This window comes from Shewanella polaris, from assembly GCF_006385555.1.
Taxonomy (GTDB): domain Bacteria; phylum Pseudomonadota; class Gammaproteobacteria; order Enterobacterales; family Shewanellaceae; genus Shewanella; species Shewanella polaris.
The window spans coordinates 3,811,162-3,826,402 of the sequence record NZ_CP041036.1; the positions used below are offsets into that span (position 1 = coordinate 3,811,162).

Here is a 15,241-nt window from a genome sequence, read left to right on the forward strand (position 1 = left end):
TATTGCTAAATTACATTATTGAATGAATGCTAATTTTCCCTCTTTCACTACGACTTTGATCATTTTACCCGGCAGCAATTCGCCACGGAGTAATTTTTGGGCTAACGGATTTTCAACTTCTTGCTGCAATGCTCGTTTTAATGGCCTTGCACCATAGACAGGATCAAATCCAGCATCCGCGATTAACGTTAGAGCCTCATCAGACAATTCAATATCGAACTCTTTTTCAAGCAAACGTTTGCGTAAGAGCTCAAATTGAATGCTGGCAATATGTTTGATGTTTTCTTCATCTAATGGATGGAATACAACTGACTCATCAATACGGTTTAAAAACTCAGGACGGAAACTTTGTGTCACCACATTCATGACCCCAGCTTTCATCTCTTCATAACTCGTATGACCAAATCCCTCTTGGATAATATCTGACCCAAGGTTCGAAGTCATAATGATGACAGTATTTTTAAAATCAACCGTTCTGCCTTGACCATCAGTCAAACGACCATCATCTAATACTTGCAGTAATACGTTAAAGACGTCTGGATGCGCCTTCTCAACTTCGTCTAACAATATCACTGAGTAAGGTTTACGGCGTACTGTTTCGGTTAAATACCCTCCTTCTTCATAACCTACATATCCTGGAGGGGCTCCGACCAAACGTGACACTGAGTGTTTTTCCATAAATTCAGACATGTCGATACGCACCAACGCGGATTCAGTATCGAATAAGAATTTAGCTAACGCTTTACATAGCTCAGTTTTACCGACACCAGTTGGTCCAAGGAATAAAAAGGATCCGATTGGACGTTGAGGATCAGCAAGACCAGCACGACTACGACGAATGGCATTAGATACCGCTTCGACAGCCTCATTTTGACCGATAACACGTTCGTGTAATGCAGCCTCCATGTGCAATAGCTTTTCTCGTTCACCTTCGAGCATTTTCGACACAGGAATACCGGTAGCTTTTGATAACACTTCAGCGATTTCTACTTCCGTGACTTTATTACGCAGCAATGTCATATCTTGCATTTCTGCTTGAGATGCTAAATCCAACTGTTTTTCAAGCTCAGGAATACGCCCATACTGTAGTTCGGACATACGTGTTAAGTCCCCAGCACGTCGAGCCACTTCCAAGTCCATTCTAGCTTGTTCAAGGTCGGCTTTAATATGTTGAGTTCCAGCTAGTGCAGCTTTTTCGGTATGCCAAATCTCATTCATCTCTGAGACTTTACTTTCAACATCACTCAGTTCATTTTGTAAAAACTCTAGACGTTTACGACTGGCATCATCAGACTCTTTACTTAACGCTTGCTCTTCTAGTTTTAGTTGAATAGCACGACGTTCTAATCGATCTAGCGCTTCTGGTTTAGAATCAATTTGCATTCTAATACTAGATGCCGCTTCATCGATTAAGTCGATAGCTTTGTCTGGTAATTTTCTATCTGAAATATAGCGATGTGACATTGTTGCAGCGGCAACAATAGCAGGATCAGTAATCTCTACATGATGATGTAATTCATAACGTTCTTTTAAGCCACGTAAAATAGCAATGGTATCTTCAACACTCGGTTCATCAACAATCACTTTTTGAAAACGACGTTCTAATGCGGCATCTTTCTCAATATATTGGCGGTATTCGTCTAGCGTTGTTGCACCAACACAATGCAGATCGCCACGCGCTAATGCCGGCTTAAGCATATTACCAGCATCCATTGCGCCCTCGCCCTTACCTGCGCCGACCATTGTATGCAGCTCATCAATAAACAGAATGACCTGACCTTCTTCTTGGGATAGCTCATTGAGGACTGCTTTTAAGCGCTCTTCGAACTCACCGCGATATTTAGCCCCCGCAATTAACGCGCCCATATCCAATGATAAAACACGCTTATTTTTAATTCCTTCAGGGACTTCGCCATTAACAATACGTTGTGCTAAACCTTCAACAATAGCCGTTTTACCCACGCCAGGCTCACCAATTAATACTGGATTATTTTTTGTTCGGCGTTGTAATACTTGAATCGTACGGCGGATTTCTTCATCACGGCCAATAACAGGGTCTAATTTCCCTTGTTCAGCGCGTTCGGTTAAATCTACAGTAAATTTTTTCAACGCTTGGCGTTGATCTTCAGCATTGGGATCATCGACATTCTGGCCACCACGCATATCTTCAATGGTTTTTTCCATTAATTCTTTGGTCGCACCAGCATCTTTCAATGCCTTGGCAAGCTGATCATTATTTTCCAATGCGGCTAAGATAAACAATTCCGATGAAATATATTTATCTTTACGCTTTTGGGCTAATTTATCGCAAAGATTCAATAAACGAATTAACCCTTGTGACAGCTGAACATCACCACCAGTACCTTCAACCTGCGGTAAATTCTCTAACGCTTGGCTAACAGCTGAACGAAGCGCGCTGACGCGAATCCCCGCTTGCGTGAGCAAAGAATGAATAGAACCGGAATCTTGATTTAATAGCGCCATCATTAAATGAATAGGTTCAATAAATTGATGGTCGCGCCCCAAGGCTAACGATTGAGCATCGGAAATGGCAATTTGAAACTTATTAGTCATACGATCGAGTCTCATACAACCTCCTAGGATCTGACACTTATGGAAGGGAAATTAATTCAGAAACGAATAATTTGTTATCTTAATGATGGGGGCATTTTATTTAATTTCAAGCTTAAAACTTAATCTACATCAACAAATCGTGTATTTTTTAAACTCAAACAAATAACTTAGGATTTAAGCCAAATTAACGAAGCCATTCGGCCAGTTTGTTTATCTCGACGATAAGAGAAGTAATCAGGATCTGAAAAGGTGCACACATCAGCACTATAAACTTGAATGACACCCGCAGCAGACAAACGCAGCTTAGCCAGCCCAACTAAATCACCTAAGTATTTGGTGTGATGACGTACAAAGTACCTTGAAGCTTGCGGATCTTTATTGATAAAAGCATCACGAACCTCACCGCCAACCTCAAATGAAGAAGAGCCAATTGCAGGCCCCAAATAAGCATTCAATGTTGATGGTGCAGATTTAAACATCGTCAAGGCTTGCTCAATGACACCCTCACACAAACCACGCCATCCAGCATGGACAGCCGCCACTTCAGTACCTTGTTGATTACACAATAATATCGGTAAACAGTCGGCGGTCATTACCGCGCAAACATTACCAAATTGATTGCAATAACTACCATCCGCCAACGTTATTGAGCTATCTGCGCTCAACGTCTGTAAATCGACGATATTAGTACCGTGGACTTGCTCGAGCCAAGTTGGCTTAGCGGGTAGTGATAATGTTTCGCTTAAAATTGCACGATTAGCTAATACATCTTGAGGCTTATCGCCAACATGTAAACCTAGATTTAAACTATCAAAAGGGCTAACACTGATACCGCCATAGCGATTTGTCATTGCTATGGCAACGTTATCAGGTATAAGCCAATCGTGCTTAAGCATTATAAATACACTATCGGATTAAGCTCTGTATCAACTCGTAGTGCTTTAGTTAACTCAGCCATGTCATCAGGAATAGGCGCATGCCATGTCATGATTTCACAAGTAAATGGATGAGCAAGCTCTAAACGCACCGCATGTAATGCTTGACGATTAAAGCCTTTAAGCAACTCAAAAAACTCTGGGCTAGCAGATTTAGGAGGACGAGGTCGACCACCATAAACAGGATCACCAACAAGCTCATGCCCAATATATGCCATATGAACACGAATTTGGTGAGTTCGACCACTCTCTAAACGTAAACGCAAACGCGTATGAGCCCGGAATTTCTCAGCGACACGATAGTGAGTCACTGATGGGCGACCACCATGTATCACGGCCATTTGGGTACGTCTAGTTGCGTGACGATCGATAGGTTCATCAACAGTGCCACCAGCGGTCATGGTACCCAATACAATTGCTTCATATTCGCGAACAATATCACGAGCTTGTAAGGCCGCTACCAAGTGTGTTTGTGCTTCAACCGTTTTAGCAACAACCATTAAGCCCGTGGTGTCCTTATCTAATCGATGTACAATACCCGCTCTTGGAACGTGCTCAATACTAGGACAATGATGTAACAATGCGTTCATCAATGTGCCGTCGGCATTGCCCGCACCAGGATGAACAACCAAACCTGCTTGCTTATTCACCACTAAAATATGATCATCTTCATAAACAATATTAAGGTCGATATTTTGTGCTTGTGCACGCACTTCTTCCTCAATAGTGGCAGTCACTTCTATCAGTTGAGTTTCGAAAACCTTTTCCCGTGGCTTGTCGACTGTGATACCGTCAACAGTAATTGCACCAGATAGGATCCATTCCTTGATGCGTGTGCGCGAATAGTCAGGGAACAAAGCAGCTAATGCTTGGTCCAATCTCAGACCGGTTTGTGTTGCTGTGATCTCGCTTTTTAGATTAATCTCTTGTGTCATAGGAACCGTACCCCAGTTTAGGGGTCCAAAGTGAATGAACTATCTGTTACAATCGGATGTTTTCCATTTTACCGTGAAATGGAAAAATTCTTAACAACAACTTAAAAAGAATTGAATTCAAGTATGCATAAAATTGCCAAAGGTGCCGCCCTAGTATTACTTTCACTGGCTTTAACAGCCTGTAGTAGCAGTCCAGAAGACGATGATGTTGCCAATAAAGCATCACCTGAGGTACTGTATTCACAAGCAAGAACGTCAATGGAATTAGGTAATTACTCTAAAGCCGTCCGTTCACTTGAAGCATTAGACTCACGTTTTCCATTTGGTCCGCATAAAACTCAAGTTCAATTAGACTTGATATACGCGTATTACAAAATGGATGATGCAGCCTCGGGACTTGCTAATATTGATCGCTTTATTCGCCTCAATCCAACGCATCCTAATATAGATTACGTCTATTATATGCGTGGTTTAACTAATATGCAGGCAGATAATTACTTATTTCACGATTTAATGAATATTGATCGTACCGATCGCGATCCAAAGAATGCCCAAGATGCATTTAAAGATTTCGATCGATTGATTAAATCGTATCCAAATAGCAAGTATTCTGCCGATGCACAGCAACGTATGCAGTTCTTAAAGAACCGTTTAGCCAAATATTCAATTAAAGTTGCCGAATATTATATCAAAATGAACGCATGGAGTGCAGCTGCAGTTCGTGCTCAAACAGTTATGGAAAAATTCCCAGGAACACCTTCAACTGAACGAGCATTAGAGATTATGGCTGAAGCATATGGCGAATTAGGTCAGGAAAAATTACAACAACACGTTAAAACTGTGATGAAAGCAAACTTTCCAAATAATGAGATATTAACTAACTAGCCATTATTTAATCTCAACGGCAGTTAATTAGTTATTACCATTAAACGCTCCACGGAGCGTTTTTTTATGCCTGACCAACCAACGTTGGCAAATTTATCTCTACTCTAGTTTACTTAGTCTCAGTATCACTCAGTAAAAATGCACCATAACATTATTTAAGTAACTAACCAGCATAACAATGAAGTATTACACTCACTATGATGCTTTGGCTGAATAACATTCGATGCGCACAAAATACATCCAAATGAAGCAAATTTTGACATAAATAGTAAAAACAGGTTGACTAAGCAGGTCAAAACCCTTTAAATTGCGTCCGTCGCCCGAATAGCTCAGTCGGTAGAGCAGAGGATTGAAAATCCTCGTGTCCCTGGTTCGATTCCGGGTTCGGGCACCATATTTATGTTGGTGGCTTCAGCGACTAATAAAATAAAGTTATTTCGCAATACATGTTTTGCAGGTGTGGTGGAATTGGTAGACACGTCAGCTTCAGGTGCTGATGCTCGAAAGGGCGTGGAGGTTCAAGTCCTCTCACCTGTACCAAATAACTTTATACTTTTTACAAAAAGGCCTCGCATTGCGAGGCCTTTTTGTTTTAATTTATTGTACTTAAAGATGATAAATACATTTTAAGACGGCACATAATTTACAATCTCAATACCATTTATCTCTGCTAATAAATGGTATATCAAAGATTAAACCCACTACATAGGTTCAATATAATCCACCATTAACTGCACGGTTTGGTTACCCCTAAACTCATTCACATCTAGTTTATACACCACACGAGCATGCTTAATGGTTGCATCAGGCCATATGGCTAAATCAATATTGAAAGCTATACCATCTAACATCATACTGCCGCATTCTGTCTCTAACAAAAGCTTTAGATGTTTTTCGCCAACTATACGTTGCTGGATAACATTAAACACGCCATCAAACAAAGGCTCTTCAAACGATTGCCCCCATGGCCCTGCATTACGTAATAAAAATGCGGTATCAAGTGTCATTAAATCAGTAGACAACTCACCATCAGAGAGTAACTCTCCCGTCAGCTGTTCATAATCCAAGACTTCCCTTACAGCATTGTCAAAGGCTTGTTTAAACTGCTCGAATGCGTCTTCTTTTAGTGATAATCCCGCCGCCATCGCATGACCACCAAATTTGATTATCATTCCAGGATATAAGCCATTAATGCGTTCAAGTAGATCGCGCATATGTAGACCTTTAATCGAACGGGCCGAACCTTTTATTGCGCCATCACCTGCATCGGCAAAGGCAATAACGGGACGTTGATATCGATCCTTAATCCGTGAGGCTAAGATCCCAATCACCCCCTGATGCCAATCATCTTGAAAAATGGCAATGCCCCAGGGTAAATCATCTTCATTGAGCGACACTTTCGATAAACTTTTTAATGCCTCTTGTTGCATGCCGGTTTCAAGCTCGCGGCGCTCTTGGTTTAATCCATCTAGTTCGGCAGCCATTCTTCTGGCCAGAAAAATGTCTTCACATAATAAGGTTTCAACCCCTAAGGCCATTTCATCTAAACGGCCAGCGGCATTTAATCTGGGGCCGACTGCAAAACCAAAGTCTGCGGCAACCATCTTTTCAGGGCTACGTTTTGCAACTTCAAGCAACGCCGTAATACCAACACGACAGCGGCCATTACGAACACGCTGTAATCCTGCATTCACTAAAATACGGTTATTAGTGTCCAACGCCACAACATCAGCGACAGTCCCTAACGCGACAATATCGAGTAATGTTCCTAGATTGGGCTCTGTAATTTTTTGCTGTTGATACCAATTACGCTGTCTTAATTCTGCTCGCAAAGCTGACATGAGATAAAACGCCACCCCAACACCAGCAATAGATTTACTCGCAAACTGACAACCGGGTTGATTTGGATTGACAATAACATCAGCATTGGGCAATGAACTTCCAGGCAAGTGATGATCAGTTACAATAACAGTCATCCCCAACAATTTGGCAGCTGCAACCCCCTCAATTGACGAGATGCCATTATCGACCGTAATGAGTACATCGGCATTTTTACTATAAGCCACCGCAACAATTTCAGGGCTTAAGCCATAACCATAATCAAATCGATTAGGAATAAGGTAATCGACATTGTTAGCCCCCATTAATTTCAATGCTAAGATACATACACTAGTTGACGTGGCGCCATCAGCATCAAAATCGCCAACAATCAATATTGATTGTTGCGCAGCAATCGCATCTGCAATAATCACGGCGGCTTCTGCAAGTCCTTTCATAGTATCTGGACGTAACAACTTATTTAGCACTAATTCACAGTTATCTTCATTAACTCCACGGCGAGCATAGAGTTGTTTCAGTATTGGCGGTAAAGAAGCAGGTAAATGGCTATCATCAACCTGAGGGCGACGGACGATTTTATGAGACAAAAGGCAACCTTAATCGGACGGTAAGAAAATAGAGCATAACAAAAAGGTGAGCCGAAGCTCACCTTGATTTATATTATTAGCACAGACTCTTCGGCTTGGACTTATAATTCAGCGTTAATAAAACTGAATTATAAATTTGATTCGATAGTATTTAATAACTCTGCCGGAGCTTGATAGCCAGGTACCATAACACCATTTTCTAAAATCAATGCTGGTGTGCCGTTAACACCAAACGACACACCTAACTTATACTGCGCAGCAATATCAATACCACAACTAGCCGCTTTAACATTGCCACCGTTTTTAGCTTCTGTCATCGCTTTTAAAGGATCTTTGGCACACCATACTGCTTGCATCTCATCAGCATTAGCAGAAGGAATACCCGCACGAGGGAAAGCTAAATAGCGAATAGTAATGCCTAAATCATTATAACCTTGCATTTGATTGTGTAACTTACGGCAATAGCCGCAATCAACATCGGTAAATACGGTAACAACATGCTTTTCATTTTTGGCTTTGTAAACCAACATATCATCTTCAAATGGCTTGAGTAATTTAATACGAGGTCCAGCTAATGCTGCCTCAGTTAAGTTTTTCATGCCTTTGTCCATATCATACAAATTGCCATGAAATAGCTTGGCGCCATCTTTAGTTACATATAATACGCCACGGTCGGTCAGTGCTTGATATAAACCATCAACTGGAGATTGTTGAATTAATGTCACGTTGACACCCAAGGTCTCAGTGAGTTTTTGCTTTAGTGCTGATTCATTGGAGACATCGGTCGCAGGTGCCGCAGACACTATAGGAGCGATAATAAGGCTGGCAACAAGGGCTAATGCTTTGGTTAACTTCATGATAGTTCCTAAAATTACACGGGTTCGATTAGAATAGACCCGACTTAGTAGATAAAACTTACAGACTTAGTTCCACTAACGCAACTAGACTGACACGCTTAAAATGTAAGGATTTGATCATCCAGGTAATCATTAAGATGCTTACCCTCGCGGATGATGCTGACTATGTAACTGTTGTAAACGCACTTTTGCTACGTGAGTATATATTTGTGTAGTTGATAAATCACTATGTCCCAATAAAAGTTGTACAACCCTAAGATCCGCACCGTGATTCAATAAATGGGTAGCAAAAGCATGGCGTAAGGTATGTGGTGATAAATGACATTGAATACCCGCTCTGGCCGCATACAATTTAATTCGATGCCAAAAGGTTTGTCGAGTCATCATTTGTCCGCGACGTGACGGAAACAACACATCTGACTGCTTCATACTCAATAACTCACCACGAGCAAACTTAATATATTGTTCAACCTCCGCGATGGCAAGCTCACCCAACGGAACCAAACGCTCTTTTCCTCCCTTACCCATGACCCGAACCAAGCCTTGACGCAAACTAATTTGTTCCATGGTTAAACTCACCAATTCAGTTACTCGTAATCCGGTCGCATACAAGAGTTCCAACATCGCTTTATCGCGATGCTCAATGGCTTCTTCGGTATTTGGCTCGGATAATAAACTGTCGATTTGCGCCTCTGACAATGTATCCGGCAATTGACGAGCTAACTTAGGAGACTTAATTAATGCAGTTGGATCTTGGCTAATTTTCTGCTTAACCAATAAGTAAGCATAAAAACGCCGTAAACTACTGAGTAATCTTGCGGTACTACTTTTAGCAAAGTTTTTATCAAAACGTACAGCGAGATAATCACGCAGTACTCCCTGATCGACTTGCAGCAAATTCAGCCCTTTGGCCAAAACATAACGATCTAAATTTTGTAAGTCTGTACGATAGGATACCAAGGTATTATTACTTAACCCATTAGTTGACCATACGTCATCAATAAACTGGTTAATTAAAGGATTCGGTTGATAAGCAAGTTTGGCCAAAGCAGTATCCAGTAAATAATAAAAACGACGCTAGATAATTTATCATAACGTCGTTGTATTGATTTGTTTATTATGACCTATTTACCGTTTAAACAACCGCTTTATTATCCATTTTTTTAGGTAAAAACAAACAAACAATTGCAGTCAATGTTGTAGGTAGCAACCAAGCCATTCCCTCTGCATGCAATGGCAGAAAATCAAGGAAACTCATGTCCATACCAGCCGTTTTTAAACCATCGAAAATACCAAAAAAGAGTGCAACACTAAGTACTAGACGATGGGAGAACTCTGGTCGAGCAAAGCGTTCTGTTAAAAAAGTCACCAATACCAATGCAATCGCAACGGGGTAAATGGTCATTAGCACAGGAATACTGATACTAATTAGCTGCGTTAGGCCAACGTTTGCAACAGTGGCACAAATCACACTTAGCACCACTACCAGCAACTTATAAGACAAGCTTGGCATTAACTCATTGAAGAACTCAGAACATGCCGTCACCAAACCAATCGCAGTAGTTAAACATGCTAGCGTCACAACCGTTGACAACATTAACGAGCCGATTCCGCCAAAATGATGAGTCACATAGTTTGTTAAAATTTGTCCGCCATTATCTGCACCAATAGCAAAATCACCAGCAGAAGCACCAAGATAAAACAACGAAACATACACAAAACCTAAACCACCAGCAGCGATGAATGCAGCACGCACTAAATATTTAGTTTGATCTGCTAGATCGTTAACGCCTTTTTTGCGTAATAAATCGATAATTAACATACCAAACATCAAAGATGCCAAGGTATCCATGGTGTTATAACCTTCAATAATGCCTTTGGTTAATGGGTTATTAATATACTCACCGACAGGCGTATTCACCTCTGCGCCAGGAATAATAATCACTGAGCAGGCTAAACCCACCAATAATAAAATCAATACCGGCGTAAGTATTTTGCCCACGCTATCGAGCAACTTGCCTGGAAATAAAGAGAGAAACATCACGATAGAGAAAAACACTAGCGTAAAAATAAGTTGCGCAATACTGAACTCTTTTCCGCCTAACATCATCAATGTGTCAGGGTTACTGATAAAAGGCCTTGCTCCTATTTCAAACGCCACCAAAGCAGTACGCGGGGCAGCAAATGCAGGGCCGATGATAATGTAAATAGCAATAGCTAACGCCGTTGCTGCAAATGCTGGTAATAATGCCATCACTTTACCATTAGCTTTGGCAACAGCGATTAAGCCAATCAATGGCATACCCACAGCGGTAATTAAGAAACCTAACATCGCAAAGGACATATTCTCGCCAGCAAGCATGCCAGCAAAAGGTGGGAAAATTAAGTTACCCGCACCTAAAAAAAACGCAAAGGTCATAAACCCTAACCCTAGCGTATCTGTCACACTCATTTTGGTTGTTTGCACTACTCGCCTCATTTTATTGTTATGTTTTTTAACAAACCTAATTGATTACAGCGTAATTAGCTACTGTTGAACTGAACTAACAACAAATTGTAAAGTTAAAAATACACTTAGAAATAGTAAAACTTTTATTAAAAGTAACGAAATAACTCGTTAGGTCTGAACTCAACGACGCATCCCTGTCGAAATAACCTAAATTAGACTTTTTACTCAACTTTACGTCTAAAAAAGTGCGCAAACTAATATCAAATATCATCTATATACTCAAGCTTAAGCGGGGCAAACAATTAAAATAAGTAATTATAGTTACAAATTGTGGCAGGACTTGTGCGTATATTCACCACGCCTATGAACGTTACGTTAAATTACATAACAAAAACTCAACCATTACAGGCAGTGACAATTAACACGCGACAGTAAAAACCAAAGCAGTTATGATCCCGTTCGAGTCATTCAAGCAGCTGAAAGAGTAATCTATTACCTATGTCTTTTACGTTTAAACAATTTCATATCGATGATAAAGAATGTGGTATGGCTGTGAGTACTGATGCGGTTTTACTCGGTGCATGGGCTGAATTGACACAATCTAGTTATATTCTAGATATTGGTGCAGGAAGCGGTTTGCTCAGCTTAATGGCAGCACAACGAAGCCCTCACCACACCAGTATTATTGCAGTAGAAATAGACAATGCTGCAGCAAAGGCTTGCCAATTTAATATTAAGCAAAGCCCTTGGTCAGAGACAGTGCAACTATTTCACGGTGCTATTCAAGACTTTCAACAGCAACACAATAACAATGATGAGCCATTATTCGACCATATTATTTGTAACCCCCCCTACTTTGAGCAGGGTACTCAGGCCAAAAACAACGCGCGAGCAGATGCAAGACACACCAACACCTTGTCATTCGCTGAATTACAAAGCGTGATCAGCCAATTACTGGCGCCTCAAGGCACGGCAAGTGTTATTTTACCACGGCAAAGTTTAACCAGTTTTACTCAACAACTCAGCGCTTATAGTCTATTTGTTGCAAAGCAGTTTGATATCATTAGCATTGAGGGAAAGGTAGCTAACAGATCAATATTGGCAATCCAGCACAAGCCAATAACAAGCGAACCGCCAACACTAGCTAATCCAGCTGTTGAAACCCAGCACCACCAGATGACGATCCGCGATAAACAAGGACGATACAGCGAAACAATGATAGATTTATGTCGCCCATTCTACTTAAAGCTTTAGCCTGCTCATTAGGTCAGCTATAATACTCAACTATTTTTCAGCGAGACCAGCGCATGCAATTTGAAGATTTCCAGCTCGACCCTAGCTTATTAGAGTCACTCAAGGCCATGGGACACAACACCCCTACCACCATTCAGCAGCAAACCATTCCATTGGCCATGGATCAGCGGGATATTTTAGCGCGTGCGCCAACCGGCACGGGAAAAACGGCCAGCTTTTTACTGCCCGCATTGCAACATTTAATCGATTTCCCGCGTCGTTTTGAAGGTCAAGCACGTATTTTAGTGCTAACACCAACTCGCGAATTAGCCAGTCAAATTCATCGTTACGCCAGCCATTTAGCCACTGGACTCGATCTTAATATCGTCATTATTACTGGCGGTGTGCCATATGGCCCACAAGAAGAAGCATTAGAAAATAACGTCGACTTGTTAATCGCCACCCCGGGTCGATTAATGGAATACTTAGACAAAGATAAATTTGACGCCACTGAAGTTGAAATTTTAATCATTGATGAAGCTGACCGTATGCTTGATATGGGATTTTCATCAGTGGTGCAATCTATTGCCATTGAAGCTCAAGGTCGCAAACAGAATATGTTGTTTTCTGCCACGCTTGAAGGCAATGGTGTAAACCGATTTGCTCGTGAATTGTTAAACGATCCAATCATGGTAGATGTAGAAGCACCACGCAGTGAAAAAGCCAAAGTGCATCAATGGATTCACTTAGCTGATGATCAAGCGCATAAATTTGCATTGTTATGCCATATTCTTCAACAAGAAAATGTTAAACGCACCATAGTGTTTGTAAAAACACGCGAAATGGTTGCTAGTTTGGAAGGGTTACTACTAAAAGCCAATATTCCTTGTGCATTTATGCGTGGCGATATGGAACAGAAAAAACGCTTCCAAGCACTTGGGCGTTTTTCTAAAGGCGAAGTCAATGTGTTATTGGCTACCGATGTAGCAGCTCGAGGAATTGATGTTGATGATATTACCCATGTGATTAACTTTGACATGCCCCGCTCTGCTGATGCGTACGTCCATCGAATTGGCCGCACTGCACGCGCAGGCGCCAAAGGAACCGCAATCTCATTGGTTGAAGCACACGATATGCGGATTATCTCTAAAATCGAACGTTATATTGAGTTGCCACTTAAACGCCGTGTCATTGAAGAGCTCCGCCCTAAACACAAAGAAGCCAAAGTGCCAGGTAAGAAAAAAGCGAATGCCAAAGATGCTCGAGTGAAATCGAAAAAGTATAAGAAAAAATAACGTCTAGGCTGATTTATGTTGCCCCTAAAATAAGGCGCCAACTAAATATTAAAGCGAATTACTGAGTAATTCGCTTTTTTATCCCTAAAGCACTATATATCATCATTAACTAGACTTAATATCGCAACAAAGTGTCAAGATGTGTCAATTTATGCACAAAAAACACCCATCGGCAAAATCCCCCCTAAACCGTTAATTGCTATGAATTAAAACTCAAATAATGTATTTTATCCCAAATCATATATGCTAAAAAACCCCGTTTATTAAGCTTTAATTGTCATATCATAAAAAAACGCAAAATTTGAAACATTTTATTTACATCAAACTATTTAGATAAACGCCATACTCTGTTAATTTAGATGATATGAGTAATAAAATGAATCTGAATGAACATGTTAGCCAACGAAGTTAACTGTCTTTAGCATTATTTCAGCATGGATACGCAAAAGAAATGATAAAAATAATACTTAGAAGATTGTCACCACTCCTGATTATTGCCGTGTTTGTTGCCGCAGCCATGTTGCTTATCAGCACGCAAGAAGCTCCCGAGCAAAAAGATGAACCCGTCAGTGTACCGATTATTGACGTGCAAACCGTCACACCACAAACCTTATCGCTTAATTTACCGTCGTACGGCGTAGTTAACCCTAAATATAAAACTCAGCTAGTCACCGAAGTCCAAGGGCGAATGCTGAATATTTCAGCCAATTTTGTTGCCGGTGGCGTGGTTAAAAAAGGCGAACAACTGGCCATTATCGAACCATCAGATTACGAAGCCGATCTCATTCAGGCAGAAGCGACATTGGCACAAGCAACGGCCGAATTAAATGAAGAAAAAGCCCGTGGCGTCGTCGCAAAAATTGAATTTAAAGATTTTGGTAACGGTTTACCGCCAGAACTGGGATTACGCATTCCTCAGCTGAAAAAAGAACAAGCCAACGTCAAATACGCCGAAGCTGCTTTAGCCCGCGCACAACGTAACCTAGCGCGTACGGTTATCCGCGCCCCCTTTGACGGCATCATTAAGGCCCGCAATGTCGACTTAGGTCAGTATGTTACGTTAGGCACAAACCTCGGTGAGCTATACGACACCAGTATTGCCGAAATAAGATTGCCATTAGCAAATGAAGATCTCGCTTATTTAGAGTCTGTCGATAACCCTGAAACTGGAGTCACGCTTACGGCATTGCTAGCAGGTAAACAAGTCTCTTGGAAAGGCAACATCGTGCGCAGCGAAAATGTCATCGACGAAGAGACTCGCATGGTGTATTTAGTAGCAGAAATTCGTGATCCATATTTGCGCAAAAACAAAACCGAAGGTCAATTACCCTTAAAATATGGCAGTTTTGTTAATGCAATCATCACAGGTCGAACCGTTAATGATGTGGTAAAACTACCTCGACATGTAGTGCGCAATGGTCAGGTTGCCGTAGTGGGTGCAGATAACATTATTGAAATTCGCCCAGTGAATATTATTCGCTCAGACATTGATACCATTTATATTCAAGGCAGTTTCAAAGCAAATGAGCGTGTATCAACCACTAGCATTAACAGCTTGAATTCTGGACAAGTCATCAAAGTATTGGGTGAAGAAACCAAGACTGAGCCAGTCGATACTGACACCCAAGCCGCTACGACTGCAGGTGAATAAT

11 protein-coding genes and 2 tRNA genes are annotated in these 15,241 nt (G+C 41.2%); 6 read left to right on the forward strand and 7 right to left on the reverse strand.

Going from position 1 to position 15,241, the window contains the following annotated elements:
• Positions 1-15: 15 nt before the first annotated feature.
• The 3 genes from clpB to rluD all read right to left on the reverse strand — a co-directional run bounded on the left by clpB (position 16) and on the right by rluD (position 4,444).
• Positions 16-2,589 carry an ATP-dependent chaperone ClpB gene (gene clpB / locus FH971_RS16550; RefSeq protein WP_140235067.1) on the reverse strand — a complete coding sequence of 858 codons (2,574 nt, stop codon included), beginning with the start codon at positions 2,587-2,589 and terminating at the stop codon, positions 16-18.
• Between the two features lie 152 nt (positions 2,590-2,741).
• Positions 2,742-3,470 (reverse strand): peptidoglycan editing factor PgeF, encoded by a 729-nt coding sequence (gene pgeF, locus FH971_RS16555; RefSeq protein ID WP_137225698.1) that lies wholly within the window; start codon positions 3,468-3,470, stop codon positions 2,742-2,744.
• Positions 3,470-4,444 (reverse strand): 23S rRNA pseudouridine(1911/1915/1917) synthase RluD, encoded by a 975-nt coding sequence (gene rluD / locus FH971_RS16560; RefSeq protein ID WP_137225696.1) that lies wholly within the window; start codon positions 4,442-4,444, stop codon positions 3,470-3,472. Before rluD ends, pgeF begins: the two co-directional genes overlap by 1 nt.
• A 123-nt stretch (positions 4,445-4,567) precedes the next feature.
• On the opposite strand from rluD, the gene FH971_RS16565 reads away from it, so the two are divergent.
• From FH971_RS16565 to FH971_RS16575, 3 genes are all read left to right on the forward strand, one after another.
• A complete protein-coding gene (locus FH971_RS16565) occupies positions 4,568-5,329 on the forward strand; it encodes an outer membrane protein assembly factor BamD (RefSeq protein ID WP_137225695.1) in 762 nt (253 codons plus the stop codon).
• Positions 5,330-5,647: 318 nt separating this feature from the next.
• Positions 5,648-5,723: transfer RNA gene (locus tag FH971_RS16570), tRNA-Phe, on the forward strand.
• Positions 5,724-5,782: 59 nt separating this feature from the next.
• Positions 5,783-5,869, forward strand: a tRNA-Leu gene (locus FH971_RS16575).
• Positions 5,870-6,030: 161 nt separating this feature from the next.
• On the opposite strand, the gene recJ is transcribed toward FH971_RS16575, so the two are convergent.
• The 4 genes from recJ to brnQ all read right to left on the reverse strand — a co-directional run bounded on the left by recJ (position 6,031) and on the right by brnQ (position 11,091).
• The gene (gene recJ, locus FH971_RS16580) at positions 6,031-7,755 is read right to left on the reverse strand and encodes a single-stranded-DNA-specific exonuclease RecJ (protein ID WP_140235068.1); all 1,725 of its coding nucleotides are present in this window, start codon (positions 7,753-7,755) and stop codon (positions 6,031-6,033) included.
• A gap of 128 nt (positions 7,756-7,883) precedes the next feature.
• Entirely contained in the window at positions 7,884-8,612 is a 729-nt protein-coding gene (dsbC, locus tag FH971_RS16585; RefSeq protein WP_137225691.1) for a bifunctional protein-disulfide isomerase/oxidoreductase DsbC, read from the reverse strand.
• Between the two features lie 141 nt (positions 8,613-8,753).
• The gene (gene xerD, locus FH971_RS16590) at positions 8,754-9,659 is read right to left on the reverse strand and encodes a site-specific tyrosine recombinase XerD (RefSeq protein WP_167496045.1); all 906 of its coding nucleotides are present in this window, start codon (positions 9,657-9,659) and stop codon (positions 8,754-8,756) included.
• An 88-nt stretch (positions 9,660-9,747) separates the two neighbouring features.
• A complete protein-coding gene (gene brnQ / locus FH971_RS16595) occupies positions 9,748-11,091 on the reverse strand; it encodes a branched-chain amino acid transport system II carrier protein (RefSeq protein WP_140235070.1) in 1,344 nt (447 codons plus the stop codon).
• A 468-nt stretch (positions 11,092-11,559) separates the two neighbouring features.
• Between brnQ and FH971_RS16600 the strand changes: the two genes are divergently transcribed.
• From FH971_RS16600 to FH971_RS16610, 3 genes are all read left to right on the forward strand, one after another.
• Positions 11,560-12,315, forward strand: coding sequence for a tRNA1(Val) (adenine(37)-N6)-methyltransferase (locus FH971_RS16600; RefSeq protein WP_140235071.1), 756 nt, complete (start codon positions 11,560-11,562; stop codon positions 12,313-12,315).
• A gap of 53 nt (positions 12,316-12,368) precedes the next feature.
• Positions 12,369-13,589, forward strand: a complete 1,221-nt coding sequence (gene srmB / locus FH971_RS16605; protein WP_137225682.1) for an ATP-dependent RNA helicase SrmB — start codon at positions 12,369-12,371, stop codon at positions 13,587-13,589.
• Positions 13,590-14,040: 451 nt separating this feature from the next.
• A complete protein-coding gene (locus tag FH971_RS16610; RefSeq protein WP_140235072.1) occupies positions 14,041-15,240 on the forward strand; it encodes an efflux RND transporter periplasmic adaptor subunit in 1,200 nt (399 codons plus the stop codon).
• Position 15,241 lies beyond the last annotated feature (1 nt).

Coding starts and splice junctions, on each gene's coding strand:
- pgeF (WP_137225698.1), bottom strand. CDS start 3,470: ATGCTTAAGCACGATTGGCTTATACCTGATAACGTTGCCATAGCAATG.
- FH971_RS16610 (WP_140235072.1), top strand. CDS start 14,041: ATGATAAAAATAATACTTAGAAGATTGTCACCACTCCTGATTATTGCC.
- dsbC (WP_137225691.1), bottom strand. CDS start 8,612: ATGAAGTTAACCAAAGCATTAGCCCTTGTTGCCAGCCTTATTATCGCT.
- rluD (WP_137225696.1), bottom strand. CDS start 4,444: ATGACACAAGAGATTAATCTAAAAAGCGAGATCACAGCAACACAAACC.
- clpB (WP_140235067.1), bottom strand. CDS start 2,589: ATGAGACTCGATCGTATGACTAATAAGTTTCAAATTGCCATTTCCGAT.
- FH971_RS16600 (WP_140235071.1), top strand. CDS start 11,560: ATGTCTTTTACGTTTAAACAATTTCATATCGATGATAAAGAATGTGGT.
- FH971_RS16565 (WP_137225695.1), top strand. CDS start 4,568: ATGCATAAAATTGCCAAAGGTGCCGCCCTAGTATTACTTTCACTGGCT.
- brnQ (WP_140235070.1), bottom strand. CDS start 11,091: ATGAGGCGAGTAGTGCAAACAACCAAAATGAGTGTGACAGATACGCTA.
- srmB (WP_137225682.1), top strand. CDS start 12,369: ATGCAATTTGAAGATTTCCAGCTCGACCCTAGCTTATTAGAGTCACTC.